Source organism: Bradyrhizobium sp. CB1717 (genome assembly GCF_029714325.1).
In the GTDB taxonomy this organism is placed as follows: Bacteria; Pseudomonadota; Alphaproteobacteria; order Rhizobiales; family Xanthobacteraceae; genus Bradyrhizobium.
The window spans coordinates 283,043-308,819 of record NZ_CP121666.1; the positions used below are offsets into that span (position 1 = coordinate 283,043).

Here is a 25,777-nt window from a genome sequence, read left to right on the forward strand (position 1 = left end):
TCTGCATCTGCCCAGGCTGGCGACCGCAGCCACGGCATCTACTGGTAGGCACCTCCTCCCCTTCCAAAAGCAAATGGCCGGGCAGAGCCCGGCCATGATGTCTTGAGGACGTGCTTCGACCGCTTACTGCGAGACCGTCTGCACCACGCTTCCGATCGGACGCGTGTTCGTGCCCGCGGTCGGCACCTTCATGTCCTTCATCAGCGCCTCGTCATATTCCGGCAGCGTCTGGAACGTCGTCTTGGCCTTCATCTGCACGACCTTGTAGCCGCCGGCCTTGAGCCGTGCGAGCAGCGCCGGCATGGCTTCACCGGTGTGCTTCTGGAAGTCGTGCATCAGGATGATGCCCTTGCCGAGCTTGTCGAGCCTGGTCATTACGGTCTCGACGATCTTCTCCGGCGTCGCGCCCTTCCTGAAGTCGAAGGAGTCGATGTCGGTCGAGAACATCGCGACGTTGCGGGTACCGAAATAGGTCACCATCGCCGGATTGTGCTGCAGCTGCGGGAAGCGGAAGAACGGTGCCGGGTTGGTGCCGAGCGCGAACCGCACGGCGCTAAAACCCTTCTCGACCTCGTCCTTGACCTGCTGCTCCGTCATCTTCTTGCTGTTCAAATTGACATGCGACCAGGTGTGCGTGCCGACCGTGTGGCCCTGGGCCAGCACCTGGCGCAGGATCTCCGGATGGTAGGTCGCGTGCTTGCCGACCGAGAAGAACAGGCCCTTGGTGCATTCATCCGCGAGCGCCTTCAGCACGGCGGGCGTGTTGACCGGCCACGGACCGTCGTCGAAGGTCAGCACGACCTCCTTGTCGGTCAGGAAGTCGAACTGCTTGAAATGCTCGAAGCCGAAGCCCGGACCGCCTGTCGTGTCGATCTCGACCACGCGGGCGACGCCCAGCGCGTTCGGATTGGCGCAGGCCTGCTTCGGCTGAACTGGCGCGACCGGTGCGGGTGCAGGCGCGGGTGCCTGGGCAACGGCCGTCGGTTTCGCCGCGATCGTCGCGGTGGTCGCGACGTCGTCCCTGGCGGCGATTTTCGCCTGTGCCGGCAACGGGTCGGCGGCACGGGCGGCAACTGTCTTGGGGGCGCCCTGATCGGCGCTTGCGGAATAATAAAACCAACCGCCGGCGGCGATCACGACCGCCGCAACTACACTGGCCAGCATCAGGCCCAACGCATTACGCATCGCTACTCTTTCCAATTACGCAACCAAACCGGCGGAATTTCCCGCGCGACGAGCCATTAATGCGAAGGAACAGTTAACGTGACACCAACACGACGGCGGATGCGGAGGAATTTCAGCAAGGTGCGCCAAAGTGACCGATGTCACAGAAGGTGGGTCGCTCGTGACCGTCATCACAGTGGAAACGGTTTTGCGGGAGCATCGTAGTTCCCATTAACAACGGGCCCGCTATGGCGGCGCCAATGGGAGCTTCAAATGACCACGTCGTTCTCTACCAAATCCTTGAGTAGCAAGATCCGCGCTACCGGCCTGGCTCTGGGCTTTGCCGCCCTCGTCTCGATCGTCTCGACCACGTCGAGCTTCGCCTTCACGGCCGAAGCGCAGCAGATGTGCACCGGCGATGCCTTCCGCCTGTGCTCGTCGGAGATCCCCAACATCCCGAAGATCACCGCGTGCATGATCAAGCATCGCTCGGATCTGAGCGCCGGCTGCCGTGCGGTGATGGACAAGGACCTCGCCAAGGGCGCTTCACGCAAGGTCGCTGACGCGCAGGACAAACAGTAAGCTGCACTGCGATCGTTGCGTCGGTTAGCTCCCCTCGCGATGCGCCCCGGCGTCAAGCCGGGGCCACGCGGCGGTGTCATGCAGCCTGCCAATAAAGCCGTTGCAGCTCAGGGATCGTCGCACTAGCTTCGCCCGCACATTCTTCCGGGTAAGAGGCATTACGCGATGACCAGATTTCTTTTCGTTATTTCCTTGCTCCTGTGCGCGACCGCCGCGTCCGCGCAACAGCAGCCTGGCCACGATGCCTGCGCGCGCGATGTCAGCCGCTTCTGCCGCGCCGTGATGAACAATGGCGACGGCGCCGTGCTGGCGTGCCTGAAGCAGAACCGCACCCGCCTCAGCAAGGCCTGCGACAAGGTGCTGACGGAGCACGGGCAGTAGTGATTCCGTAGCCCGGATAGAGCGCAGCGAAATCCGGGATTCTCTTCCTGCGGCGAGACTGCCCCGGATTGCGCTGCGCTCCATCCGGGCTACGAATTCACAATACCTACGTGCTGCTCCCTGCTGCGGTTGCGACCACCGGCAGCACCTCGCCGCCCGCGCGATCCGGCGTCTCGTCCTTCCAGCGCACCGAGCCGAACGGACGCTCCAGCATGCGGCGGACGCGCACCGGCTCGGGCCCGATGTGGAAATCGATCGCCTGCTGATGCAGCGCGCGTTCGGACAGGGTCGAGCGGTTGCGCTGGCGTAAGTAATCGAACCAGGTCGGGCAGTGATAGCGCTCGGTCCACAATTCGGGGTCGGCGATGTCGCGCGCGATCGACCAGCCATAGGCGCCGTTGCGCTGCCGTGAGAGCTGTACGTCCTGCATCACATTGTGGAAGGCGCGCGCGTTCTCCTGGGCGACGCGATACTCGATCTCGACCACCAGCGGCCCGCTGCGGCCGGTGAGCGACAGCCGCACCTCGGGATCAGCGAGCACCTCGGCATCCTCGTTGCGGGCGCCGACGCGCGGCATCGCGAGCCAGATACCGAGCAGCGGCGAGAGCAGCATCAGGCCGGCGGCGACCAGAAGCGCGACCTCGACGCCGGCATAGTCGGTGAGATGGCCCCAGCCCCAGGCGCCGATCGCGATGCCGCCGGAAATCGAGGCCTGGAATGCCGCGAGCGAGCGGCCCGCGACCCAGCGCGGCGCCGACAGCTGCACGCCGATATTGAACAGCGCGACCGCCGCCATCCAGACCGCGCCGGCGAGCACCAGCGCGGTGGCCGTCAGCACCGGCTCGGTGCTCACGGCGAGAGCGGCCATCGCGAACGCCATCGAGATGGTGCAGGCGCGGATCGCGGCCTCGCCGCTCATGCGCTTGCGGAGTTCGTGGATGTTGAGCGCGCCGACCACCGCACCCATGCCGAAGGCGCCGAGCATGATGCCGTAGGTCTGCGCGCCGCCATGCAGGAGGTCGCGTGCGACCAGCGGCATCAACGCCATGATCGCGCCGCCGATCAGGCCCATCACCAGCGTGCGCAACAGCACGATCTTGATCGGCGGCGAATTGGTGATGTAGCGGAAGCCCGAGACCATGGCGCGGTTGAGCTTTTCCCGCGGCAGGCGCGACGGCTCGACAGAGCGGCGCCAGAGCAGCAGCACCACCAGCAGCGGCAGATAGAGGATTGCATTGCAGGCGAAGGCGGCGACTGCGCCGAGCGCAGCGACGATGACGCCGCCGACCGCGGGGCCGAAGCTGCGCGCGATGTTGTAGCTGATGCCGTTCAGCGCGACCGCCGACGGCAGGGCTTCCGGCGGCACCTGCTCGCTGACCGAGGATTGCCATGCCGGCCCGAACAGCGCGTTGCCGCTGCCGACGACGAAGCAGAAGGCGAGCAGCGCTTCCGGCGTGATGAGCTTGAGGCCGGCGAGGATCGTCAGCGCGCTCGCGCCGGTCAACGCGATCGCGAGCGAGACCAGGGTGACGACGCGGCGGTCATACATGTCGGCGATGGCGCCGGCGGGCATCGAGATCAGCATGATCGGCAGCATCAGGGCGGTCTGCACCAGCGCCACCTTGTCCGCCGAGGCCGCCATCTGCGTCATCGCCCAGGCCGCGCCCACGCCCTGGATCAGGAGGCCGAGATTGGAGAGCAGGCTGGCAAGCCAGATGCGCCGGAATACGGTGAACCGCAGCGGGGCGGCGATGCCCTCGCCGGCGAATTTCTGACGGTTCGGCTGCTCGGTCATATCCCCTTCCATATGGGCTGGCAGAAGTGGTCTTTGGGTGATTCCGGCAAAGTCAGTGATGCCCGCGAAAGTCCTTCGCTGTCCAGTGGTTAGGCCGGTATAAGCGGTGCAAAGATGGTATTGCCGGGGAGGAACAGATGAGGCTGTCGCGACGGACGATCCTGCTGGGGGCGGGCAGCTTGCCTTTCGCGCTTGCGAGCTTGCGAACGGGCGCGCTGGCCCAGACGGCGCCCGCAGCGCAAAACGCGGAAGTGCCGCCGATCCTGTTCGTCCACGGCAATGGCGACTACGACGCGCTCTGGATGACGACGCTGTGGCGGATGGAATCCAACGGCATCGCGCGCGATCGCATGATGGCGATCAATTTCACCGATCCGCTGGCGCGCGGCGACGACAAGGTCGAGCAGGCGAACCGCTCCTCGACCGAGGATCAGCGCCGCGAGCTCGCTGCTGCCATCGCTGAGCTGAAGCGCCGGACCGGTGCGGCGCGCGTCGCCCTGGTCGGCAGCTCGCGCGGCGGCAATGCGATCCGCAACGTCATCAGGAACGGCGGTGCCGGCGATGTCAGCCACGCCGTGCTGTGCGGCACGCCCAATCACGGTGTGTTCGCGACCGACGACCAGCTTGGAAACGAGTTCAATGGCCGCGGGCCGTTCCTGCGCGGTTTGAACGAGGGGGAGAGCGAGGTGACGCCAGGGGTCGCCTTCCTCACCCTGCGCAGCGACGGCATGGACAAATATGCGCAGAGCGACGGCCGCTTCATCGGCAAAGCCGGCACGCCGACCGGCGTCACCAATGAGGGGCCGGAGTTGAAGGGTGCCACCAATCTCGTGCTCGGCGCGCTCGACCATCGCGAGGTGGCGTTCCACCCGCGCGCCTTCCGCGAGATCTACAAGTTCATCGCCGGCCGCGAGCCCCAGCGAATTGCGATCGTGCCGGAGCAGAGCGTCCGCCTGAGCGGCCTCGTTACCGGCACGCCCGGCGGAGTATCGACCAATCGCCCGGTCGCGGGCGCAACCGTCGAGATATTTCGCGTCGACCCTGATACCGGTGAGCGCAAGGGCAGTGCCGTGCACAGCGCGAAGACCGGCGCCGACGGCCGTTGGGGACCGGCGCAGGTCGAGCCGTCCTGGTCACTCGAATTCGTCCTGGCGGCGCCGGATGCGCCGACCACGCACATCTATCGTTCGCCCTTCCCGCGCTCGTCCGACGTCGTGCACCTCCGGCCCGCGCGCCCGCTCGGGCCGGCGGACAAGGACGCCGGTGCGATCGTGATCATGTCGCGTCCGCGCGGCTATTTCGGCCTGCCGCGGGATGTGGTGCTGTTCGACGGCAAGGAGCCGGCCGACGTCAAGTCCGGCGTGCCCACCGATGCGGCAGCAACATTGCGGCTTCCGGCCGCAGAGATCGGGCGTAACATCGTCGCCCAGTTCGGCGAAGAGCGGATTGTGGCACGCCTCTGGCCGGCCGCCGAGGACAGGATTGCGATTGCCGAGCTGACTTACTAGCTATTGAGCTGCGCCAGTACTGCGGGAGCGAGCCATGAATATCGCCAGTGTGCGTCGGCCCATCATCCCCCCGGCCCCGCCGCGTGCGCCCGACAACATGTCGTTTCTCGGCAAGCTCGCCGTGATCCGGCGCAACATGATCGCGACCTGGGGGCAGCGTGCCTACGAGGAAGAGGTCATCCCGGGCCGCTTCGTCTTCCGCAACAGTTTTATCCTGAATCGTCCGGACGCGATCCGGCATGTCCTGCTCACCAATTACGAGAACTACACGCGCACGCCGGCCGGCATTCGCATGCTGCGTCCGGTGCTCGGCGAGGGCCTCCTGATCGCGGAGGGGCACTCCTGGACGTTTCAGCGCCGCACGCTCGCGCCGGCGTTCACGCCGCGCGCGACGGCGAACCTCGTCCCGCACATGACCGCGGTGCTCGACGAGACCATCGCCAAGCTCGATGCGCGCGTAAGCGAGCTGGTCGACCTGCGCGAGATCATGCAGCGCATGACGCTCGAGATCGCCGGCCGCACGATGTTCTCGTTCGGCATGGACCGGCACGGCGCGACCTTGCGCAATTTCGTGATGGAATATGGCGAGCGGCTCGGCCGGGCGTACTTCCTCGACATGCTGCTGCCGGTGTCCTGGCCGACCCCGATGGATCGTGCCCGCGCCCGCTTCCGCAAACGCTGGACCGAGTTCGTTTCGATGCTGATCGCCGAGCGGCGCAAAATGGGCAAGAAGGACGGCGCGCCGCCGCGCGATTTGTTCGATCTTATGGACGAGGCGCGCGATCCTGAAACCGGCAAAGGCTTTTCCGACGCGCAGCTCATCGACGAGGTCGCGACCATGATCCTCGCTGGTCACGAGACCACGGCGACGGCGCTGTTCTGGGCGCTCTATCTGCTCGCGCTCGATCCGGAGACGCAGGAGGAAGTCGCCTCCGAGACGCGGGGCGAGCATCTCGACAGCATGGCCGATATCGATCGCCAGAAATTCACCCGCGCCGTGATCGAGGAGACGATGCGGCTCTATCCGCCCGCGTTCCTGGTCGCGCGGGCCGCACGCGAGAAGGACAATGCGGCCGGCGTCGAGATCGGCAAGGGCGACATCATCATGATCGCGCCCTGGCTGCTGCACCGGCACGAGAAGCTGTGGGATCAGCCGAACGCCTTCATTCCCAAGCGCTTCATGTCGACCGAGGCGCCCGACCGTTTCGCCTATCTGCCGTTCGGCGCGGGCCCGCGCGTCTGCATCGGCGCGCCGTTTGCGCAGGCCGAATCCGTGCTGGCGCTGGCCCGGCTGACCGGCGCCTTCCGCGTCGAGCTGGCCGACCAGACTCCCGTGATTCCGCATGGCGTCGTCACGACCCAGCCCGGTCACTCACCCATGTTCCGCATCACGCGTCGATGACAGGCGATTGCCTGGTCGATTGCGTGATTCAACAAAGATAGAGCCCCGCCATGAGCGACATCCAGGCCCAGTTCTCCGTTTTGAAGCAGACCGCCGATGCGAAGGTGGTCGATGCGATTGCAGATCTCATCGAGCATGGCGAGGATCACGAGCTCAACCGCGTCAACGTGCTCGATTTCTCCACGCAGCACAGTCTCGACGAGGAGCACGTGATTTCGGCCTTCCTGCATTCGGCGCGGCTCGGGCTGTTCGATCTCGGCTGGAACGTGCTGTGCCCTGGTTGCGGCGGCGTGCTCGGGGCGCACTCGACCCTGAAGGCGCTCAAGCCCGACGATTATCACTGCGCGCTCTGCGCCTGCGGCTACAAGGCCTCCGTCGACGACCAGGTCGAGGTCTCCTTCACCGTGAACCCGCGCGTGCGGCGCATCGCGGCGCACGATCCTGACACGCTTCCGGTGTGGGAGTATTTCAAGCAGGTGTTCTGGAGTTCCGGCGTCGACTTCAACAAGGAGTCGTTTGCGACGCTCGCCAACGAAGTCACGCTGGACACGATGGAGCTGCCGGCCGGCGAGAAGGCGACCATGTCGCTGCAATTGCCGAGCGACTTCGTCATCATCTTCGAGCCGGTGACGCACGCCGCCCACTTCATCGACGTCCAGGGCGAGCCGACCAAGGACCGCCAGCAGCTCGCCATCATGTACAACAAGGTGCAGGCGCCGACCGGGACCACGACCATGCGGCCGGGCCCGCTGCGGCTGTCGATGGAGAACCAGGCCGGCGTGCGCGTGCTGCCGTCGGTGTTCATCGCGGCCGAGGCGCTTCATCATCTGATCGGCAAGCGCAAGCCGTTCCTCACCGCCAAGCGGATGCTGTCGAACCAGACCTTTCGCGATGTGTTCAAGGCGGACAATCTCAGCCTCGACCAGCGGCTCCAGATCACTTCGCTCACCTTCCTGTTCACCGATTTGAAGGGCTCGACCGCGCTCTACGAGCGCGTCGGCGATCTTGCCGCGTTCGATCTCGTGCGCGCGCATTTCCACGCGCTGCTCGAGATCATCTCCTCCGAGAAAGGCGCGGTGGTGAAGACGATCGGCGACGCCGTGATGGCGACCTTCGTCCGTCCCGAGCATGCGATCGTCGCGGGCCTGCGGATGCGCGCGGCGATGGGCGAGCTCAACAATAAGCGCGGCACCGCCGACCTCATCGTCAAGATCGGCATCCACGAAGGTCCGTGCCTCGCGGTGATGCTGAACGAACGGCAGGATTATTTCGGCCAGACCGTCAACATCGCCGCGCGCGTGCAGAGCCTGTCGACCGCGCAGGAGATCCACATCACCGGCCCGGTGGCGGATGCGCCGGCGGTCGCCGAAATCCTCCAGCAGCGCGAGATCAAGCCGATCCAGAAACAGGCCGCGCTGCGCGGCATCGCTGACAAGATGGTGGTGTACGAGATACCGTGAGGGACGGGAGGAGATTGCCACACTCTCCGTCATTGCGAGGAGCTCGCGACAAAATTGCGTAGCAATTTTGCGCTGATGCGACGAAGCAATCCAGGCTGCCTCCGCGGAAAGATTCTGGATTGCTTCGCTGCGCTCGCAATGACGATGTGGAGGCAGACGGGTGTTGTATCCTCCATCTTCATTGCCTGGTCAGGCCCGGCCATGGTGGCCGAAGGCCCGCCCAGATTGCCGAAACGTAATATGCGCGCCGAACTGACGCACGTTGCGCCGGTTGAGTTTCCCGCTCATATAATGCTGGTAGCTGCCGCACCCCGCGGCAGCATCGATTTCGGTAGGACCTTATGCTCGACGGCCTGCGCCAGTTCATCGCCGACATTGTTGCCCCCCAGGCGCAGGATCGCGCATTCGGCGACAGCGATTATCGGCTCGCGGCGACTGCGTTGCTCGTCCACGTGGTCTCGCTGGACGGCCAGCCGAGCGCGGCCGAGCAGCGCAAGCTGCACAGCCTGATCGAAAGCCATTTCGGGCTCGATCACGGCACGGCTGATCGATTGATCGCCGATGCCACCCAGGTCGAGGGCGACGCCGTCGATCTCTACCATTTCACCAGCGTCATCATGCGCTCGCTCGACGAAGCGGGCCGCAAGCGCATCGTGCAGATGATGTGGGAGCTGGTCTATGCCGACGGCCAGGTCTCCGAGTTCGAGGACAACGTCGTCTGGCGCGCCTCCGACCTGCTCGGGATCTCGCAGCGCGACCGGATCGAGCTCAAGCATGCCGTTGCCGAGCGTGCCGGTGGGCAGGTGCAGGACAGCGCCGTCGGCGGTTGATCCGCGCAAGCCGGCCGACGGCCGGTTGTGCTGATCACATGACGAAACTTTAATGTGGGCGATCGCCCCCCGGATTCGCCCGTAAATTCCCGGGTTTTCTGCTTTCCCTGATGTCCGCTCAAGCGGCTATGCGGCCGGCGCCGCTTGCCTGTCGCGCACGGCCTATGCTCTCGTTCCGCCATTGCGGGACCAAAAAACTTCAATTCAAGAGACATCGATCGTGACTGAGCGGGTAACCTTGATCACCGGTGCCTCGGCGGGCATAGGCACGGAGCTGGCGCGCGTGTTCGCCGCCAACGGACACCGTCTCGCGCTGACGGCGCGACGGGCAGACCGGCTGGAGGCGCTCGCGAGTGAGCTCGCCGCCAAGGGCGGCAAGAAGCCGATCGTGATCGCCTGCGATCTTCAGGACGCCGGCGCCGGCGACAAGATCGCCGCAGCGCTCAAAGCAGAGGGCGTCGAGCTCGATCATCTCGTCAACAATGCCGGCTTCGGCGTGTTCGGCGATGCCATCGAGTGCGACCGCGCCGAGCAGGTCGGCATCGTCGATGTCAACGTGCGGGCGCTGACGGATCTGTCGCTGCGCTTTGCCGATCAGCTCATCAGGAACAAGGGCGGTCTTCTGAATGTCGGATCGGTCGCGGGCTTCCTGCCCGGCCCCGGCATGGCCGTCTACTACGCCTCCAAGGCCTATGTGATTTCCCTCACCGAGGCCTTGCGTGCGGAGCTCGCGCCGCGCGGCGTTCGTGTCACTGTGCTTTGCCCGGGGCCGGTGCCCACCGAATTCCAGGCGCGCGCCGGTGTCGGGTCCGGGCACAATACGGCGCTTCTCAACGTTTCGGCTCCCGATGTTGCCAGGCAGGCCTATCACGGCCTGATGGCCAACAAACGGGCAGTGCTGCCCGGTCTCGGCATCAAGATTGTGCCGCTCGCGCTGCGGTTCTTTCCGCGCGGCTTCATCCTGTCGGCCACCAGCCGGTTCCAGCGGCAGCGACGCTGAAAGCAGTTCTGAACGTCCGTAGTGGCCCGGAGCTTGCTTCAGTCTAGGAGCGTGTGTGCGCAAACTCACACGATGTTAACCATCGCTTAGCTATGCTGGCGGCTTGAACCGATAGCACTCGCAGAGGCCATGTCGTTCCGGACGGACAGGTTTGGTGGCGCAGAAGTGGTGCCCTTCCGAAGGAAGGCGCCGAGCGCCGCCGCCTCCGAAAACCGGTTGCCGGTCCTGATCGTCCTGCACCAGGAATCCTCGACACCCGGCCGCGTCGGCAATGCGCTCCGCGCGCTCGGCCATCGCCTCGACATCCGCCGTCCCCGCTTCGGCGATCCCCTGCCCGAGACCCTCGGCCAGCATGCCGGCGCCGTGTTCTTCGGCGGCCCGATGAGCGCCAACGATCCCGACGACTACATTCGCCGCGAGATCGACTGGATCGAAATTCCGCTCCGCGAACAGCGGCCGTTCCTCGGCATCTGCCTGGGCGCGCAGATGCTGGCGATGCAGCTCGGGGCCCGCGTCGCGCCGCATGCGGAGGCGCTGACCCAGATCGGCTATTACCCAATTCGTCCCACGGCTGCTGGACAGGCGCTCTGCCCGGACTGGCCGGCGCAGGTCTATCACTGGCACCGCGAGGGGTTCACGTTGCCCGTCGGTGCCGAACTGCTTGCGGAAGGCGATGATTTTCCGATCCAGGCCTATCGCGCCGGCAATGCCTTCGGCGTGCAGTTTCATCCTGACGTGACCTACGCGATGATGCATTGCTGGACCACGCGCGGCTATGACGGCCTCAGCGCGCCCGGCGCGCGCGACCGGCATCATCACTTTGCGGACCGTGCCGTCTATGACGCGGCGGAACGCGCCTGGCTCGATCATTTCATCGACGGCTGGCTGGCGCGGCGGCCGGTGCTGGCACAAGCCGCCGAGTAACTCGCGCCTTCGCGCAGGTCCTTCGCGCAAGTCCTTGGCGCAGATCCTTGGCGCAAGTCCTTGCCTCATCCCTTGATATGCTAGGCTCTTTCCTAACGAGCGCGCGAGAAGTTGCGCCGGCAGACAAAGGGAGAGCGTCATGGCCTACGAACACATTCTCTATGAGGTGAGCGACAGGATCGCGACCATCACGCTCAATCGCCCCGATCGCATGAATGCCTGGACGCCGATCATGGAGCGCGACGTGCGTCATGCGATGGAAGCCTCGAGCGCCGACGACAACGTCCGTGTCATCGTGCTGACAGGCGCGGGCCGCGCCTTCTGTGCCGGCGCCGACATGGATGCACTGAAGGGGCTCGATCCCGACGACGTCAGACGCGCAACGAACCTGCCGCCGTTCGACATGAACCGCCGGCCGGACTGGCAGACGCGCTACGGTTTCTATCCGTCGATCAAAAAGCCCGTCATCGCCATGCTCAACGGCGCGACCGCCGGCATCGGCCTCGTTCACGCGCTCTATTGCGACCTGCGCTTTGCCGCCGACAACACCGTGTTCACCACGGCGTTCGCGCGGCGCGGACTGATCGCCGAGCACGGCATCAGCTGGATGCTGCCGCGTATCGTCGGCCACGCCAATGCGATGGATCTGTTGCTCTCGGCGCGCCGCGTGTCGAGCGAGGAAGCGCTGCGGATCGGACTGGTCAACCGGCTGTGCTCACCCGAAAAACTGCGCGAGGAGACCCACGCCTATGCGCGCGACCTCGCCGATTTCGTCTCGCCGAGCGCGATGGCCGTGATCAAGCGCCAGCTCTACGAGGTGCCGTTCCAGACGCTGGCCGAAGCGACGATCGAGGCCAACAGGGAAATGATGGTGGCGCTCGCCGGCAGCGATTTTCGCGAGGGGGTGGCGAGTTTTATGGAGAAGCGGCCGCCAAGGTTTACGGGGAGATAGGGGGAGATTTGCGGACAGAGCCCGCCGTCGCCCTTCGGGCTATGGCGGGGCAGCCTTCGCTCACTTTGCTGCGATGGACTTTCCCAAGCTTGCCTAGCCGTAGCTCGCGAAGCGAGCGGAGGCTGGTGGAGCCAGGCGGGATCGAACCGCCGACCTCGTCATTGCGAACGACGCGCTCTCCCAGCTGAGCTATGGCCCCTTTGCTGGCCGCTCTGGTAAACGCGGCCGACAACCGGGCGCCATTTAAGTCCCTGCCAAGGTCAAGTCAAGGACGGGTGTAACCCGGTTTTAGCCATTTCGGTGCCCGAACTTCCCTTGTTTGGGCCGGGGGGAACCGATATCTAGCAAAAGGCGTCACTCCCGACCGAAGCCAGAGTTTTCATAAGCCAGAGGCCTCAAAAGCCATGCGTGCCGTTCTCGACATCGTCATCATCGTGCTCGACCTCTACGTCTGGCTGCTGATCGCCTCCGCGATCCTGTCCTGGCTGATCGCCTTCAACGTCGTGAACACGCGTAACCAGTTCGTGTCGGCGGTGGCGGAGTTCCTGTACCGGATCACCGAGCCGCTGCTGGCGCCGATTCGCAATTTCCTGCCCAGCCTCGGCGGTCTCGACATCTCGCCGATCATCCTGATCCTGATCATCATGTTCATCGAGCGGGTGATCCTGTACTACATCTACCCGAACGTGATCTGAGCAGGCTGGAGCGCCTTGGTCGCGAAAGAGGCTGGCAAGGAACCCTGGCGTTACTCGGCCTCGGGAATCAGCATCGCGCTGCGGGTGACGCCGCGCGGCGGTCGCGACGACATCGACGGGATCGAGCAGTTGGCCGACGGCCGCAGCGTGCTCAAGGTGCGGGTGCGCGCCATTGCCGATGGCGGCGAGGCCAACAAGGCCGTTCTGATGCTGCTGGCGAAATCGCTTGGCGTGCCCAAGGCCAGCGTCAAGCTCCTGTCGGGGGCGACGTCGCGGCTGAAGCAGATCGCGGTCGACGGCGATCCGGCGCGGCTGGGCGAAGCCCTGCGCCAGCTCGTCCAAGCCAAAGCGGCAGACGCCAAATCGACAGACTGAGGAACTGACATGACCGCCAAGATCATCGATGGAAAAGTCATCGCCGCGGAACTCCGCGCCCGCGTTGCCGACGAGGTCGCCCGGGTCAAGCGCGAGCACAATCTGGTGCCGGGCCTTGCGGTGGTCCTGGTCGGCAACGACCCCGCCAGCGAGGTCTATGTTCGCTCCAAGGGCACCCAGACCCAGGCGGCCGGCATGGCCTCGTTCGAGCACAAGCTGCCGGCTGACGTCTCGCAGGCGGACTTGCTGGCCGTCGTCGCAAAGCTCAACCGCGATCCCGCCGTGCACGGCATTTTGGTGCAACTGCCGCTGCCGAAGGGGCTGAACACCGAGGCCGTGATCAACGCCATCGATCCCGCCAAGGACGTTGACGGCCTGCATCCGAACAATGCCGGCCGTCTCGCCGGCGGTTTCGAAGCGCTGTCGCCCTGCACGCCGCTCGGCTCCATCATTTTGACCAAGAGTGTCCATGCCTCGCTCGAAGGCATGAACGCCATCGTCATCGGTCGCTCCAACCTGGTCGGCCGGCCGCTGGTGCAATTGTTGTTGAACGAGAACGCCACCGTGACGATCGCGCATTCGCGCTCGCGCGATCTGCCTGGCCTCGTGAAGCGCGCCGACCTCGTCTATGCCGCCGTCGGCAAGGCCGAGATGGTGCGCGGCGACTGGCTGAAGCCCGGCGCGACCGTGATCGACATCGGCATCACCCGTATCCCGAAGGAGGATGGCAAGACGCGCCTCGTCGGCGACGTCGCCTATCAGGAAGCGCTTGGCGTTGCCGGTGCCATCACGCCGGTGCCGGGCGGCGTCGGCCAGATGACGGTGGCGTGCCTCTTGGTGAATACGCTCCGCGCGGCCTGCGCGATCGCCGGGCTACCGAAGCCGGCGGTGTAGCTGGTCGTCATTCCGGGGCGATGCGCAGCATCGAACCCGGAATCTCGAGGTTCCGGGTTCGCCTCTTCGAGGCGCAACGACAACTAGCCCTTCTTCTTCTTCTCGCGCTCGATGCCCTCGAGGATCAGCTTGTGCGCTTCCTCGGGGCCGCCCCAGCGCAGGATCTTCACCCACTTGCCCTTCTCGAGATCCTTGTAGTGCTCGAAGAAGTGCTGGATCTGCTGCAGCGTGATGTCGGGCAGGTCGGAGTACGACTTCACCTTGTCGTAGCGCTGCGTCAGCTTCGAGGACGGCACCGCCAGGATCTTCTCGTCGCCGCCGGCCTCGTCTTCCATGAACAGCACGCCGACCGGGCGCACGCTCATGACGGCGCCGGGAATGATGGCGCGGGTGTTGATGATCAGCACGTCGCAGGGGTCGCCGTCGTCGGACAGCGTGTGCGGGATGAAGCCGTAATTACCGGGGTAACGCATCGGCGTGTACAGGAAGCGGTCGACCACCAGCGTGCCGGCCTCCTTGTCCATCTCGTACTTGATCGGTTCGCCGCCCACGGGGACTTCGATGACGACGTTGACGTCTTGGGGGACGTTTTTTCCGATCGAGATAGCATCGATACGCATTCAAGGCTCCGTTGTTGCCGAGGTTAAATCGCGCCCGGCAGCGATTTTGGCGCTGTCATACGCGGGCTTGGCCCGCCAATCCATCGTGTTTTTGCGAAATAATGAATCCAGCGATCACCGGCGCAAGTGGCGGGCGGTATCGAAGGAAGGAAAGCGCTGCCGGCTGGACTTCAGCAGCTCAATTGGTCCAGGCGAAGGCAACCTTGTCGAGCGACTTCGGCCCGAAACGCTCGGAGGAGCGCGCCACCATGCGGCCGCCCAAGGCGCGGTAGAACTCGGTCGCCGGATCGTTGTCCGAGAGCGCCCACACCACCATGCTCTTCAGGCCGCTCTGCATCAGGTCGCGGCGGGCGGCGGCGAACAGGCGACGGCCGAAGCCGAGGCCCTGGAATTCCGGACGCAGATAGAGCTCGTAGATCTCGCCGTCGAAGTGCAGGCTGCGCGCGCGGTTGCGACCATAGTTCGCATAACCCGCGATCTTGTCGCCGAACACCAGCACGCTGACGCGGCTGCCCTTGCGGATCGCGCTGTCCCACCACTGCGGACCGCGGCGGTTGATCAGCTTCTCCAGCTCGGCGCCGGGGATGATGCCCTGATAGGCCGAACGCCAGGCTTCGTCATGGGTCGATGCCACCGCAGTTGCATCTGCGGCTTTGGCCGGCCGGACCTCGATCAGGGTTGTGCTCATGGACGCGATCAAACCAAGTCGCCGCGCCGGCGGCAAGACCTATCGTTAATTATCGGTTAACCTGTGGACTTTCTGCATCAGTATTATGGCCACGTTGTACCGAAAGAGGACAAGGCGCCGCCTTGAAGGGCAACCGCCTGCTCATGCGTCGGTGCAAAACTGCGTCGCGGCAACCAATGAACGGCAATGGCAACGCAGAAAGTCCGCCCAGAATGATTCGTTCCTACTAGTCTGGCGGTCGCTTGTCCGTGCTCGCCTTTGGCCATTCATGCGGCTCTTCAATAACCTAGCGCTCCTGCCTTTGCTGGCCCTGCTGACCGCGTCGCCTCTGTGCGCTCAGGTCACGTTCGGTGCATCGGGCGCGGAAGGCGAGCCGTTTCGTCGGCAGGAGTGGCGAGTGCCCTCGCCGGATGCTGCTATCGCCGCGCATGCGCTGCTGTTTCGCCCCGTTGGTGCCGGTCCGTTCCGGCTTGCGGTCATCGCGCATGCTTCGACGCAGAACGCGTTGCGTCGTGCGCAAATGCCGCAACCGGAATACCGCGCGCTCGCAGCCTTCCTCGTGGCGCGCGGATTTGCCGTGCTGGTGCCGGAGCGGCTCGGCCATGGTGCGACCGGCGGCCGCTATGTCGAGGACCAGGGCGATTGCGACGAGGTGGACTATGCGGGCTCCGGCCGCGCGACGGCCGAACAAATTTCACTGGCGCTGGACTATTTGCGAAAGCAGGATTTCGTCCGCAAGGATGCCGCGATCGTGATCGGGCATTCCGCCGGTGGTTGGGGCGCGCTGTCGCTCGCGAATGCCGATCCAAAGGCGATCTCCGCCATCATCACGTTCGCGCCGGGGCGTGGCGGCCACGCTAATGACGAGCCGAACCGGATCTGTTCGCCACATGCGCTGCTGACGGTGGCAGCCGAATTCGGCAAAGCGGCGCGCATTCCCGTCACATGGTTCGTCGCCAACAATGACAGCTATTTTGCGCCGGCAGTCTCGAAGTCGTTGGCAGATGCTTTCCGCGGCGCTGGCGGCAAAGTCGATTTCCACGTATTGCCCGCGGTCGGCGGCGAGGGGCACGGGATGATCGAGACTGACGCCGGCGTGAAAGCTGCAGCCGCCGAGCTCGAACGTGCGCTGAACCCGTCGAAGCCAATGGCGACCAAGAAACCATGACGCTGTATTTCCTGGTCAAATATCTGCATGTGCTCGGCGCCATCGTCATCCTCGGCACCGGGACCGGCATCGCCTTCTTCATGCTGATGGCGCATCGTACGCACGATGCAGAGTTCATCGCGCGCACCGCATCGGTCGTGGTGATCGCGGATGCGATCTTCACGCTGTCGGCGGTGATCCTCCAGCCGGTCAGCGGCGGCTTATTGATGATGCTCTCGGCAACGTCGATCGCCGAAGGCTGGATTCTCGCTTCGCTCGCCCTTTACGTCTTTGCTGGTCTGTTCTGGATTCCCGTGGTGTTCATGCAGATCGAGATGCGCGATCTCGCGCGCAAGGCCGCCGATCAGGGCGCCGCTTTGCCAGAGCGTTACTTCATCCTGTTTCGCCGCTGGTTCGCATTCGGCTTCCCGGGCTTCGGTGCGACGATGGCGATCCTGTGGTTGATGATTGCGAAACCGTTTTGAGACACGTGATGAACCCAAAAACCATCCTCGTGCTCGGCGCCTCCGGCCTGATCGGCCGCTTCGTTACGGACGATCTGCGCGCGCGGGGTTTTCGCGTGGTCGGTGTGGCTCGCAGGCTGTCGCCGTCGCAGACAATGAGCGCGCTGGATATCGAGCTGCCGATCCTCTCGCTCGACGCGACCGGGCTGACGCGCATGCTCAGCGAGCACTCTGTCGATCTCGTCGTGAACTGTCTCGGCGTGCTCCAGGATGGTCCGGGCAGCGACACAGGCGCCGTGCATCGCGATTTTGTCGCGCGGCTGCTTCAGGCTGTTGCCGACAGCGGTCGTACGATCCGGATGGTACACATCTCGATTCCCGGCACCGCCGATGCCGATCGGACAGCCTTCGCGACGACCAAGCGCGAGGCCGAACGGCTGATCGCGGTATCAGGCATTCCCTACGCCATCCTGCGCCCCGGCTTCGTGGTCGCACCATCAGCCTATGGCGGCAGCGCGATGCTGCGGGCGCTCGCTGCCTTTCCGCTCGACCTGCCGGACAAGGAGATGGCAACGCCATTTCAGCCCGTTGCGATCGAGGATATTTCGGCCATCATCGCCTGGCTTGCCGCGCGCGACATCGACGATGCCACCGTCAAAGCGGTGAGCTGGGACCTGATGCAGGCAGAGCCTCTCACCATGGCCGGCGTCATCAAGCAGTTTCGCCATGCGTTCGGCACGGCCGGCTGGCCACGCATCGCGATGCCGGCCTTCATGCTCGATCTCGGTGCGAAAACCGGCGATCTCGCCAGTTGTCTCGGCTGGATGCCGCCGATGCGCTCCACGGCCATTGCCGAGCTCCGCCGCGGCGTGACGGGCGATCCCTCGGCCTGGATCGCCGCTACAGGCATCGTGCCGAAGACGCTGGCTGAGACGATCGGACGCCACCCCGCCACGATCCAGGACAAATGGTTCGCGCGGCTGTTCCTGGTCAAGGCGCTGATTGTCGCGAGCCTGGTCGCATTCTGGCTCGTCTCCGGCTTCATCGCGCTGTTCGTGTCTTATCGCGCCGCCGCCGGCATCTTGAGCGCGCACAACTTTCCGCACGTGCTGGTCGATCCCATCACCATCGGCACCAGCCTGATGGACATGAGCATCGGCCTACTGATCGCCTTCCGCCGCACGGCCGCGATTGGGCTGGTCGCAGGCATCGCCGCCTCGCTCGGCTACATGCTCGGCGCGGCGATTCTCACGCCCGACCTCTGGATCGAGCCGCTTGGCGCGCTGGTGAAGACCGGGCCGGCGATCGTGCTGATGCTGGTCGCGCTCTTGATACTGGACAATCGCTGATGAGTAAGTGGCCCGACGACGACGTGATCCTGTTCGACGGTGTTTGCATCTTCTGCTCGCGCTGGATTCGGTTCGTCGCCAAGCGCGATACGGCAAAGCGCTTTCGCTTCACGCCGATCCAGTCGGATTATGGGGCGCGTTTGGCGCGGACGTTCGGCATCGACCCCGGCGATCCCGACACCAACGCCGTCGTTCACGGCGGCGAAGTGTTCATGAAATCGGATGCCGCGCTAACGGTGCTCTCGCTGCTTCCCGGTTGGGGCTGGGTGCGCGCGTTGTTTGCCGTGCCGAAGCCGCTGCGGGACCCGATCTACAACCTCATCGCGCGCAACCGCTATCGCATTTTTGGAAAGTATGATGCGTGCTTCGTGCCTGATGCTGATTTGCGGGGAAGGGTGATTGAGTAGCCCGTCATTGCGAGCGCAGCGAAGCAATCCAGAATTCTTTTCCGCGGCGGCAGTCTGGATTGCTTCGCTGCGCTCGCAATGACGGAGTGTGCGATTACGGCTTGCTCAAAGCCGCCAGCACCTCCCGCGCCGCCCGCTCACCACCATCCCGCGCGCCATGCGCTGTCGTGAAGAAGGTCGGCGACGTCGCCTCGCCGGCGAAGAACAGCCGTCCATCCACCGGCGCGGCCAGCACCGCGCGATCTCCCGCATGCCCCGGCAGCGCGTGCGAATAGGAGCCGCGTGCAAACGGATCACTCGCCCAGCGCGATTCGTACAGCGGCTTTAGCTTGCGCCTGATATCGTTGCCGAGGAAACCCGCGATCTCGTCGATGCTGTGCGCGGCGATGGCGCCTTCGCCGGAATCTTCCAGCGCGCGGGCAAAGCTGCCGCCGAAGAATCCTTCGATGCAGGGCTGGCCGAACGGGCGGATGTGATAGGTGCCCATCTCCGTGCGCATGGTGGCGCCGCGCAGGTTTGCTTCTTTCGGGAAGGCTTCGGCATCCTCGAGCGCCAGCGTCACCTTGTCGTCGACGCCGAGCGGCAGGCCGGCGGCGGCATCGACCTTGGCGGGGAGCGGCGGCGAGAAGCGGATGGCCTCATCGGCCATGAGATTGGTCGGCACTGTGACGATCACCTTGCCGGCATCCAGCGTGCCCCGCGACGTCTCGATGCGGATGCGCTTTCCCGAATGATCGATCAGCGTGACGTTGCAGCTCAGCGCCAGCGGGCAGGGCGCGCCATAGGCCGCAACAAGCGCGCCATAACCGCGACGGACGCGCCAGTTGAGGTTGGTGTCCTCATAGGCGTCCCAGTCCAGCGTCGACATATCCTTCAGCTCGCAGCCGTTGATATAGGTCGAGATCGCATCGATCATCGGATTCCAGCGATTGCCAGGCTCCAGGCTCAGGCTCGCGGGCTCGTCCTTGCCCTTCTGCGCGGCTTTCCACATGCGCTCGTAGAACGCATCCATCGCGCGCATGAAGTCGTCGCGCTCGCTTTGCGGAAACGCATTGCCGTAGGCGCGCTCGCGCCAGGGCGGCAGGTCTTTGTTGAGCTCGAAACCGAGCTGCTTGGCGATTGCGACGAAGGAATTCTTGTCGGCGGAATGCAGCCAGCCGCAGCCGACGTCGAAGGTCACCTCGGGCGAGGCCTGCACCGTCCAGGCGCGGCCGCCGAGCCTATCGCGGGCCTCCAGCACGATCACGGAGAGGCCGGAGCCATCAAGCGCATGCGCGGCGCCGAGGCCGGCTGCACCGGCACCGATGATCGCGACGTCAACGGAGGAGGGCAGGGAGGTCATGGGCGGGCTCTAGCACGTTCGGAATGTGCGCTAAAGCCACCACAAGTCGGCTGTCATCACCCGCCTTGTGCGCAATTGCGCACTGGAGCGGGTGATCCAGTATTCCAGAGGCAGTCGTTATAGAGCCGAGAAGCCGCGGCGTACTGGATGCCCCGGTCAAGCCGGGACATGACAGTCGTTGAGTTTCGTAGGCTGGGCAAAGGCGCTCTTGCGCCGTGCCACCGTTGCCTACGAGGCTATCAAGTGGTGGGCACGCTTGCGCTTTGCCCACCCTGCGGCACTGAGGCGCGGCGGCCTTACGCCACCGCTTCCTTGGCCTTTTCCGCGCGCTTGCGCTCGTTCGGGTCGAGGTGCTTCTTGCGCAGGCGGATCGACTTCGGGGTGACCTCGACGAGCTCGTCGTCCTCGATATAGGCGAGCGCCTTTTCCAGGGTCATGCGGATCGGCGGGGTCAGGCGCACCGCTTCGTCCTTCGACGTGGTGCGGATGTTGGTGAGCTGCTTGCCCTTGAGCACGTTGATCTCGAGATCGTTGTCGCGGGTGTGCTCGCCGACGATCATGCCCTTGTAGACCTTCCAGCCCGGCTCGATCATCATCGGGCCGCGGTCTTCGAGCTTGAACATGGCGTAGGCCACCGCCTCGCCCTGGTCGTTGGAGATCAGGACGCCGTTGCGGCGGCCCTGGATCTCGCCCTTGTACGGCGCATAGCCGTGGAACAGGCGGTTCATGATCGCGGTGCCGCGGGTGTCGGTGAGCAGCTCGCCCTGATAGCCGATCAGGCCGCGGGTCGGCGCGTAGAACACCAGGCGCTGACGGTTGCCGCCGGACGGCTTCATCTCGATCAGCTCGGACTTGCGCTCGCTCATCTTCTGCACGACGACGCCGGAATGCTCCTCGTCGACGTCGATCACGACCTCCTCGATCGGCTCCATGGTGGCGCCGGTCGCTTCGTCCTTCTGGTAGACGACGCGCGGACGCGACACCGAGAGCTCGAAACCTTCGCGGCGCATGGTCTCGATCAGGATCGCGAGCTGGAGTTCGCCGCGGCCCGACACTTCCATCGCGTCCTTGTCGGCGGCCTCGACGACGCGCAGCGCGACATTGCCCTCGGCCTCGCGCAAGAGACGGTCGCGGATCATGCGGCTCGTCACCTTGTCGCCTTCGGTGCCGGCGAGCGGGGAGTTGTTGACGATGAACGACATCGACACGGTCGGCGGATCGATCGGCTGCGCCGGCAGCGGCACCTCGACGGTGGGGTCGCAGAAGGTGTCGGCGACGGTGCCCTTGGTCAGGCCCGCAATGGCGACGATGTCGCCGGCTTCGGCTTCATCGAGCGGGGTGCGCTCGAGGCCGCGGAACGCCAGGATTTTTGTGATGCGCCCGGACTCGACCAGCTTGCCCTCGGCGTTCAGCACCTTGACCTGCTGGTTCGGCTTCAGCACGCCGGACGAGATGCGGCCGGTGATGATGCGGCCGAGATAGGGGTTGGCCTCCAGGATGGTGCCGATCATCTTGAACGGACCTTCCTCGACCTTGGGCGGCGCGACGTGACGCAGGATCAGGTCGAACAGCGGCTCCATGCCCTTGTCCTTCGGACCCTCGGGGCTCTCGGCCATCCAGCCCTGCTTGGCTGATCCATAAAGAATGGGGAAGTCGAGCTGCTCCTCGCTGGCGTCCAGCGCCGCGAACAGGTCGAACACCTCGTTGATGACCTCGGTCGGGCGCGCGTCGGGGCGGTCGACCTTGTTGATGACCACGATCGGCTTGAGGCCGACCTTGAGTGCCTTGGAGACCACGAATTTGGTCTGCGGCAGTGGGCCTTCGGCGGCGTCGACCAGCACCAGGGCGCCGTCCACCATGTTCAGGATGCGCTCGACCTCGCCGCCGAAATCGGCGTGGCCGGGGGTGTCGACGATGTTGACGCGGGTGTCCTTCCACTGCACCGAGGCCGCCTTGGCCAGGATTGTGATGCCGCGCTCACGCTCCAGGTCGTTGGAGTCCATGGCGCGATCCGTCACCTTCTGGTTCTCGCGGAACGTGCCGGACTGCTGGAGGAGCTTGTCGACGAGGGTCGTCTTGCCGTGGTCGACGTGGGCGATGATGGCGACGTTGCGAAGGTTCATGTGTGGGCTTCTTTGCGGTCGAACAATGGGTTAAGCGCGATCTCGCCGGTCAGACCGGGACCTCTTCACGGACAACGCTGGAAACGTGGAAAACGGGGCCTGCTTCGCCCAAAAAGGAAGCCCGGTCAGCTCGACCGGGCACCCTACGCGTTTGCGCCGCAATATATGCAAAAACCGCCAAAAAACAATGTGTTCTTTGGCCCTTGGTTGACTGAATTTTGTCCGGGAATTCCCGGGGCTTAGGGCCGGGTTCCGGGATGGGTAGGGGCCTTTCGCCCCTTGATCGCCGCCCAGATCAGGACGACGCCCCCGATGCCGACGACCAGCCCCAGGAAGACCAGCGGCGCGATGTCGGAATCGATCTTGCCCCCCTCGACCACCGAGGCCCCGCCGAACAGCAGGGCGCAGAGCCCCGGAAGCAGCAGGATCACCCCCGAAATCACCATGAGCGCGGTGAGGCAGCCGCTGCGTGCCTCGCCGGGCGTCGGGACGGGCGGCAGAAGCGGCGGTGGCGTGTCGCTCATCGGGGTGCCTCTTCGCTTTGCCTTGCCTCGCGATAAGTCTGCCCTTCGAGCTCGGCGCGAATCCGGCCGATCGCACCGTTCCGGTAGAACAGATTGTAGGTGTCGAACGGAATGATCGCGCCTTGCTCCGTCACGAAATGGATGCAGCTGCGCTTGACGTTGCCGACGCAGAAATTGAAGCGGTCGAGAAACTGCACGATGGTGACGCGGAAGACGTTCTCGTAGGAGAGCCCTTCCGGCACCTGGAAGCTCGGCAGGCAGCACAACAATTCGCAGACGCGCTCGGACGTGTTCAGCGGCCCCGACGACAGCGAGAACAGATCGATGAATTTCTCCCGCAGCATCGGATATTTTTCCGGGCTGATGGTGTTGGGCATCACCGCAACCAGCTGTTCCTGCGGAATCAGCGAGGTCAGCGGCAGCACCTTCTCGCCATTGCGCAGGCCGTAGCCGATCGAGATGCTTTCGGGGTTGCAGGGCAGCGGAATCATGTCCTTGTCGCCGAACACGCCGGTCTCGACGACGCGCTTGCGGATCTCCGAGAGCATGATGCGGTCGGTGGTCTTGTCGAAACTCTCGTTGCGGCCGGCATCCTGCACCGGCTGCAAGGTGACACCGCGCACGCACTTCCAGGTGAGGGCATGGCGCACGATGTCGCCGATCTCGCCATCGTTGACGCCGCGCTTGATGGTCGCGACCAGCGTGGTCGACACGCCAAAATGCTCGAGATTCTCCAACGCCTGCTGGCGAATTTTCCGCAAATCCGCGCCGCGCAGGTTGATCAGCGCATCGCGCTGAAGCGAATCGAACTGGAGATAGACCTCCAGCCCGCGCCTGTTCTCGGCGAGCCGCGCCACAAAATCCTTTTCGCGGGCGATGCGCAGGCCGTTGGTGTTGATCATGACGTGGCGGATCGGGCGGGCGCGCACGGCGTCCAGGATCTCGAAGAAGTCAGGATGCAGCGTCGGCTCGCCGCCGGAAATCTGCACGAGGTCGGGCTCGCCTTCGCTGGCGACCAGCGCGTCGAGCATCTTCTCCACCGTCGCGAGCGGGGTGAATTTGGTTCGTGCCGGCGAGGATTCGGCGAAGCAGACCGGGCAGGTGAGATTGCAGTGCTCGGTGATCTCGATCAGCGCCAGGCAGGAATGCTGCTCGTGGTCGGGACAGAGGCCGCAATCATAGGGACAGCCGAATTCGGTGCGCTGCTGGAATTGCAGCGGCCGGTCGCCCGGCTTGATGAAGTCCTTGCACTGGCGCCAATAGGCGGCATCCGTCGACACCAGCGTCGACTGCACGCCGTGCTCCTTGCAGCGCTTCTCGTACCAGACCTCGTTGTCGAGGATCTGGATCTTGGTCGGCACCAGCTTCAGGCAGGTCTCGCAGAGGGATTGGGTCTGGCCCCAGAAGATGTAGGGACGCGGCTTACGCAACGGTGCGTTCATGCAAGTGACTCGTTTTGTAAGCGTCTCGCTTTGGGCGCCGTCGCCAGCATGATTGCGGCATAGAGCAGGATGGACAGCGACAGCAGGTGAAACAGGGTGAAGGGGCCGATCAGCGTGCCATAGGGCTTGAGGAATTCCCACAGGAAGCGTTGCGCTCCGTAACAGGCGAGCACCAGATAGAATCCATTGGTGATCGCGAACGTATTCCGGTTCAAGACCGCAAGCACATAGGCAAACGCGAAAAAGCCCATTGCCGCGCTCTCATAGAGCTGCACGGGATGGCGGAGAACGGCGTCGCCGAAATCATGAGCCCAGGGCAGCGCTGTCGGCGTGCCATAGGTGAAATCGTCGAGGCCCGCGAAGTAGCAGCCGAGCCGCCCGATCGCGATGCCGACGGCCAGCGGCAGCGCGAAACGCGCGCCGGTTCGGACCGTGATCCCGGCGGTCCATTTGTAGAGCTCGATCGCCACGATGCCCCCGGCAAGCGCGCCTTCCACCGAGCGCGCAATGCCGCTCTGCCCCGACAGCCACAGATTGGCGGACCCGAACAGGTAGGCGCCGAGCCCGGCGCCGAACACCAGCGCGGCGATATAGGGCAGCTCGAACGATTGTGCCGGAAACCGCAAGCCGCGTCGTGACAGCCAGGAGAGCGCCGCTGCCGCCGCCAGCCACGCCGCGATGTCGAAGAGAGTGTGAAGGAAAGCCCCGCTCATGCCGGGGTCAGTATAGCACGGTCACGTTCGATGGAGTGGCTGCGTCTTATTGTGCCCTCTCCCCCTGCGGGAGAGGGCAGCGACGCTGGTAGACACTAGCGCGCTCGGGTGAGGGGTTTGTCTCCGCGTTTTCCGTGCGGAGAGAGACCCCTCATCCGGCGCTCCGCGCCACCTTCTTCCACAAGGGGAGAAGGAGAACACGCAGCCTCTACCCGGCCTGCCGCTCCTCGGTCGGATACACCCCGCGCAGCACCTCCTCGAAATGCATCTTCACGGCGTCATTGCACAGGCAGGCGCGCAGCTTCAGGCCGTCGCGGTTGCGGACCAGGATCGATCCGCGCCGCGTGTCGAGCACGCCTTCGGCCCTGAACGACTGGAGCACGCGGCTCGCATAGCTGCGCCCGACCCCGAGCAGCGTCGCGAGCTGCTCATGCGTCAACGGCACGCTGCTCTCGTCGCCGGTCCGCTCCATTGCAGCCAAAATCCATTTCGCCGTGCGCTGCTCGATCGAGTGGATGGCGTTGCAGGCGGTGGACTGGAAGATCTGCGCCAGCATGCAGTCGGCGTAGCGGACGAAAATGTTGCGTAGCGACGCCGAGCGCAGCTTGGCTGCTTCGAGCTTGGCGACATGGATGCGTGCAAACGGACCGCCGAACTTGACGCAGATGCGGGTGTAGGCCGGCAGGAAACCTTCGCTGACGATGCCGCCCACCGCACCCTCGCGGCCGACCAGGATCGTCTCGACGTCGCGGCCGTCCTCATTGGGCACAAGAAAGGTCGCGAGCGCCGGTCCGCAGGGGAAGTGGACGACCTGGACGTCATCGCCGGGATTGTAGAGCAACTGGTTCGCGGCGGAGTCTTCGACGGTGACGTATTGCGCGAGCAGCGCATAGTCCGCCTGGTTCAAGCGCCGCAGCAGATTGTTGGCCGGTCGGCTTTCGACCTCGCTCGTCTTGTCGATGCGCGCATCCATCGTGAACCCCTGTTCTCCTTTCC

Annotated in this window: 26 protein-coding genes and 1 tRNA gene; 16 read left to right on the forward strand and 11 right to left on the reverse strand. The window is 64.7% G+C overall.

Going from position 1 to position 25,777, the window contains the following annotated elements; genetic code table 11:
• Positions 1 to 123: 123 nt before the first annotated feature.
• On the reverse strand, positions 124 to 1,185 hold the full coding sequence (locus tag QA649_RS01330) for a polysaccharide deacetylase family protein (RefSeq protein ID WP_283022627.1): 1,062 nt from the start codon (positions 1,183 to 1,185) through the stop codon (positions 124 to 126).
• 252 nt (positions 1,186 to 1,437) lie between these two features.
• On the opposite strand from QA649_RS01330, the gene QA649_RS01335 reads away from it, so the two are divergent.
• Together QA649_RS01335 and QA649_RS01340 are read left to right on the forward strand one after the other, a co-directional pair.
• Positions 1,438 to 1,746, forward strand: coding sequence for a hypothetical protein (locus tag QA649_RS01335; protein ID WP_283022628.1), 309 nt, complete (start codon positions 1,438 to 1,440; stop codon positions 1,744 to 1,746).
• A 165-nt stretch (positions 1,747 to 1,911) separates the two neighbouring features.
• On the forward strand, positions 1,912 to 2,127 hold the full coding sequence (locus QA649_RS01340) for a cysteine rich repeat-containing protein (protein ID WP_018645104.1): 216 nt from the start codon (positions 1,912 to 1,914) through the stop codon (positions 2,125 to 2,127).
• Between the two features lie 106 nt (positions 2,128 to 2,233).
• Here the strand turns inward: QA649_RS01340 and QA649_RS01345 are convergent, their stop codons facing one another.
• The gene (locus QA649_RS01345) at positions 2,234 to 3,922 is read right to left on the reverse strand and encodes an MFS transporter (RefSeq protein WP_283022629.1); all 1,689 of its coding nucleotides are present in this window, start codon (positions 3,920 to 3,922) and stop codon (positions 2,234 to 2,236) included.
• A 137-nt stretch (positions 3,923 to 4,059) separates the two neighbouring features.
• On the opposite strand from QA649_RS01345, the gene QA649_RS01350 reads away from it, so the two are divergent.
• The 7 genes from QA649_RS01350 (at position 4,060) to QA649_RS01380 (ending at position 11,998) form a co-directional block, all read left to right on the forward strand.
• A complete protein-coding gene (locus QA649_RS01350) occupies positions 4,060 to 5,430 on the forward strand; it encodes a hydrolase (RefSeq protein WP_283022630.1) in 1,371 nt (456 codons plus the stop codon).
• A gap of 34 nt (positions 5,431 to 5,464) precedes the next feature.
• The gene (locus tag QA649_RS01355) at positions 5,465 to 6,832 is read left to right on the forward strand and encodes a cytochrome P450 (RefSeq protein WP_283022631.1); all 1,368 of its coding nucleotides are present in this window, start codon (positions 5,465 to 5,467) and stop codon (positions 6,830 to 6,832) included.
• 50 nt (positions 6,833 to 6,882) lie between these two features.
• Entirely contained in the window at positions 6,883 to 8,292 is a 1,410-nt protein-coding gene (locus QA649_RS01360; protein ID WP_283022632.1) for an adenylate/guanylate cyclase domain-containing protein, read from the forward strand.
• A 341-nt stretch (positions 8,293 to 8,633) separates the two neighbouring features.
• Positions 8,634 to 9,122, forward strand: a complete 489-nt coding sequence (locus tag QA649_RS01365) for a TerB family tellurite resistance protein (RefSeq protein WP_283022633.1) — start codon at positions 8,634 to 8,636, stop codon at positions 9,120 to 9,122.
• Between the two features lie 220 nt (positions 9,123 to 9,342).
• Complete coding sequence (locus QA649_RS01370) at positions 9,343 to 10,122, forward strand: SDR family oxidoreductase (protein WP_283022634.1); 780 nt, start codon at positions 9,343 to 9,345, stop codon at positions 10,120 to 10,122.
• Positions 10,123 to 10,251: 129 nt separating this feature from the next.
• A complete protein-coding gene (locus tag QA649_RS01375; protein ID WP_283022635.1) occupies positions 10,252 to 11,046 on the forward strand; it encodes a glutamine amidotransferase in 795 nt (264 codons plus the stop codon).
• Between the two features lie 139 nt (positions 11,047 to 11,185).
• Positions 11,186 to 11,998, forward strand: coding sequence for an enoyl-CoA hydratase (locus tag QA649_RS01380; RefSeq protein WP_283022636.1), 813 nt, complete (start codon positions 11,186 to 11,188; stop codon positions 11,996 to 11,998).
• Between the two features lie 123 nt (positions 11,999 to 12,121).
• On the opposite strand, the gene QA649_RS01385 is transcribed toward QA649_RS01380, so the two are convergent.
• Positions 12,122 to 12,197: transfer RNA gene (locus QA649_RS01385), tRNA-Ala, on the reverse strand.
• A 205-nt stretch (positions 12,198 to 12,402) separates the two neighbouring features.
• On the opposite strand from QA649_RS01385, the gene QA649_RS01390 reads away from it, so the two are divergent.
• Genes QA649_RS01390 through QA649_RS01400 form a run of 3 tightly spaced genes read left to right on the forward strand, consistent with a single transcriptional unit; the run spans position 12,403 to position 13,962 of the window.
• On the forward strand, positions 12,403 to 12,693 hold the full coding sequence (locus QA649_RS01390; RefSeq protein ID WP_018645113.1) for a YggT family protein: 291 nt from the start codon (positions 12,403 to 12,405) through the stop codon (positions 12,691 to 12,693).
• Positions 12,694 to 12,708: 15 nt separating this feature from the next.
• Positions 12,709 to 13,068: a DUF167 domain-containing protein gene (locus QA649_RS01395; protein ID WP_283022637.1), complete on the forward strand. Its 360-nt coding sequence runs from the start codon at positions 12,709 to 12,711 to the stop codon at positions 13,066 to 13,068.
• Positions 13,069 to 13,077: 9 nt separating this feature from the next.
• Positions 13,078 to 13,962 (forward strand): bifunctional methylenetetrahydrofolate dehydrogenase/methenyltetrahydrofolate cyclohydrolase, encoded by an 885-nt coding sequence (locus QA649_RS01400; protein ID WP_283022638.1) that lies wholly within the window; start codon positions 13,078 to 13,080, stop codon positions 13,960 to 13,962.
• Between the two features lie 83 nt (positions 13,963 to 14,045).
• Here the strand turns inward: QA649_RS01400 and ppa are convergent, their stop codons facing one another.
• Positions 14,046 to 14,582, reverse strand: a complete 537-nt coding sequence (gene ppa, locus QA649_RS01405) for an inorganic diphosphatase (protein ID WP_018645116.1) — start codon at positions 14,580 to 14,582, stop codon at positions 14,046 to 14,048.
• Between the two features lie 178 nt (positions 14,583 to 14,760).
• Positions 14,761 to 15,270, reverse strand: coding sequence for a GNAT family N-acetyltransferase (locus QA649_RS01410; RefSeq protein WP_008136728.1), 510 nt, complete (start codon positions 15,268 to 15,270; stop codon positions 14,761 to 14,763).
• 268 nt (positions 15,271 to 15,538) lie between these two features.
• Between QA649_RS01410 and QA649_RS01415 the strand changes: the two genes are divergently transcribed.
• The 4 genes from QA649_RS01415 to QA649_RS01430 are packed head-to-tail and all read left to right on the forward strand — an operon-like array spanning position 15,539 to position 18,637.
• Complete coding sequence (locus tag QA649_RS01415) at positions 15,539 to 16,438, forward strand: alpha/beta fold hydrolase (protein ID WP_283026229.1); 900 nt, start codon at positions 15,539 to 15,541, stop codon at positions 16,436 to 16,438.
• Positions 16,435 to 16,902 (forward strand): DUF2269 domain-containing protein, encoded by a 468-nt coding sequence (locus tag QA649_RS01420; protein ID WP_283022639.1) that lies wholly within the window; start codon positions 16,435 to 16,437, stop codon positions 16,900 to 16,902. The genes QA649_RS01415 and QA649_RS01420 overlap by 4 nt, the downstream gene beginning before the upstream one ends.
• A gap of 8 nt (positions 16,903 to 16,910) precedes the next feature.
• Positions 16,911 to 18,230: an SDR family oxidoreductase gene (locus QA649_RS01425; RefSeq protein WP_283022640.1), complete on the forward strand. Its 1,320-nt coding sequence runs from the start codon at positions 16,911 to 16,913 to the stop codon at positions 18,228 to 18,230.
• Entirely contained in the window at positions 18,230 to 18,637 is a 408-nt protein-coding gene (locus tag QA649_RS01430; protein ID WP_283022641.1) for a thiol-disulfide oxidoreductase DCC family protein, read from the forward strand. The genes QA649_RS01425 and QA649_RS01430 overlap by 1 nt, the downstream gene beginning before the upstream one ends.
• A gap of 94 nt (positions 18,638 to 18,731) precedes the next feature.
• On the opposite strand, the gene QA649_RS01435 is transcribed toward QA649_RS01430, so the two are convergent.
• The 6 genes from QA649_RS01435 to QA649_RS01460 form a co-directional block, all read right to left on the reverse strand.
• Positions 18,732 to 19,979, reverse strand: coding sequence for an NAD(P)/FAD-dependent oxidoreductase (locus QA649_RS01435; protein ID WP_283022642.1), 1,248 nt, complete (start codon positions 19,977 to 19,979; stop codon positions 18,732 to 18,734).
• Positions 19,980 to 20,275: 296 nt separating this feature from the next.
• Positions 20,276 to 22,102 (reverse strand): translational GTPase TypA, encoded by a 1,827-nt coding sequence (typA, locus tag QA649_RS01440; RefSeq protein ID WP_018645122.1) that lies wholly within the window; start codon positions 22,100 to 22,102, stop codon positions 20,276 to 20,278.
• A 239-nt stretch (positions 22,103 to 22,341) separates the two neighbouring features.
• Positions 22,342 to 22,626 (reverse strand): hypothetical protein, encoded by a 285-nt coding sequence (locus QA649_RS01445; RefSeq protein ID WP_283022643.1) that lies wholly within the window; start codon positions 22,624 to 22,626, stop codon positions 22,342 to 22,344.
• Positions 22,623 to 24,068: a radical SAM protein gene (locus QA649_RS01450; RefSeq protein WP_283022644.1), complete on the reverse strand. Its 1,446-nt coding sequence runs from the start codon at positions 24,066 to 24,068 to the stop codon at positions 22,623 to 22,625. The genes QA649_RS01445 and QA649_RS01450 overlap by 4 nt, the downstream gene beginning before the upstream one ends.
• Positions 24,065 to 24,781, reverse strand: coding sequence for a prolipoprotein diacylglyceryl transferase family protein (locus QA649_RS01455; protein ID WP_283022645.1), 717 nt, complete (start codon positions 24,779 to 24,781; stop codon positions 24,065 to 24,067). The genes QA649_RS01450 and QA649_RS01455 overlap by 4 nt, the downstream gene beginning before the upstream one ends.
• 208 nt (positions 24,782 to 24,989) lie before the next feature.
• Positions 24,990 to 25,754: a Crp/Fnr family transcriptional regulator gene (locus QA649_RS01460; protein WP_283022646.1), complete on the reverse strand. Its 765-nt coding sequence runs from the start codon at positions 25,752 to 25,754 to the stop codon at positions 24,990 to 24,992.
• Between the last annotated feature and the right edge of the window lie 23 nt (positions 25,755 to 25,777).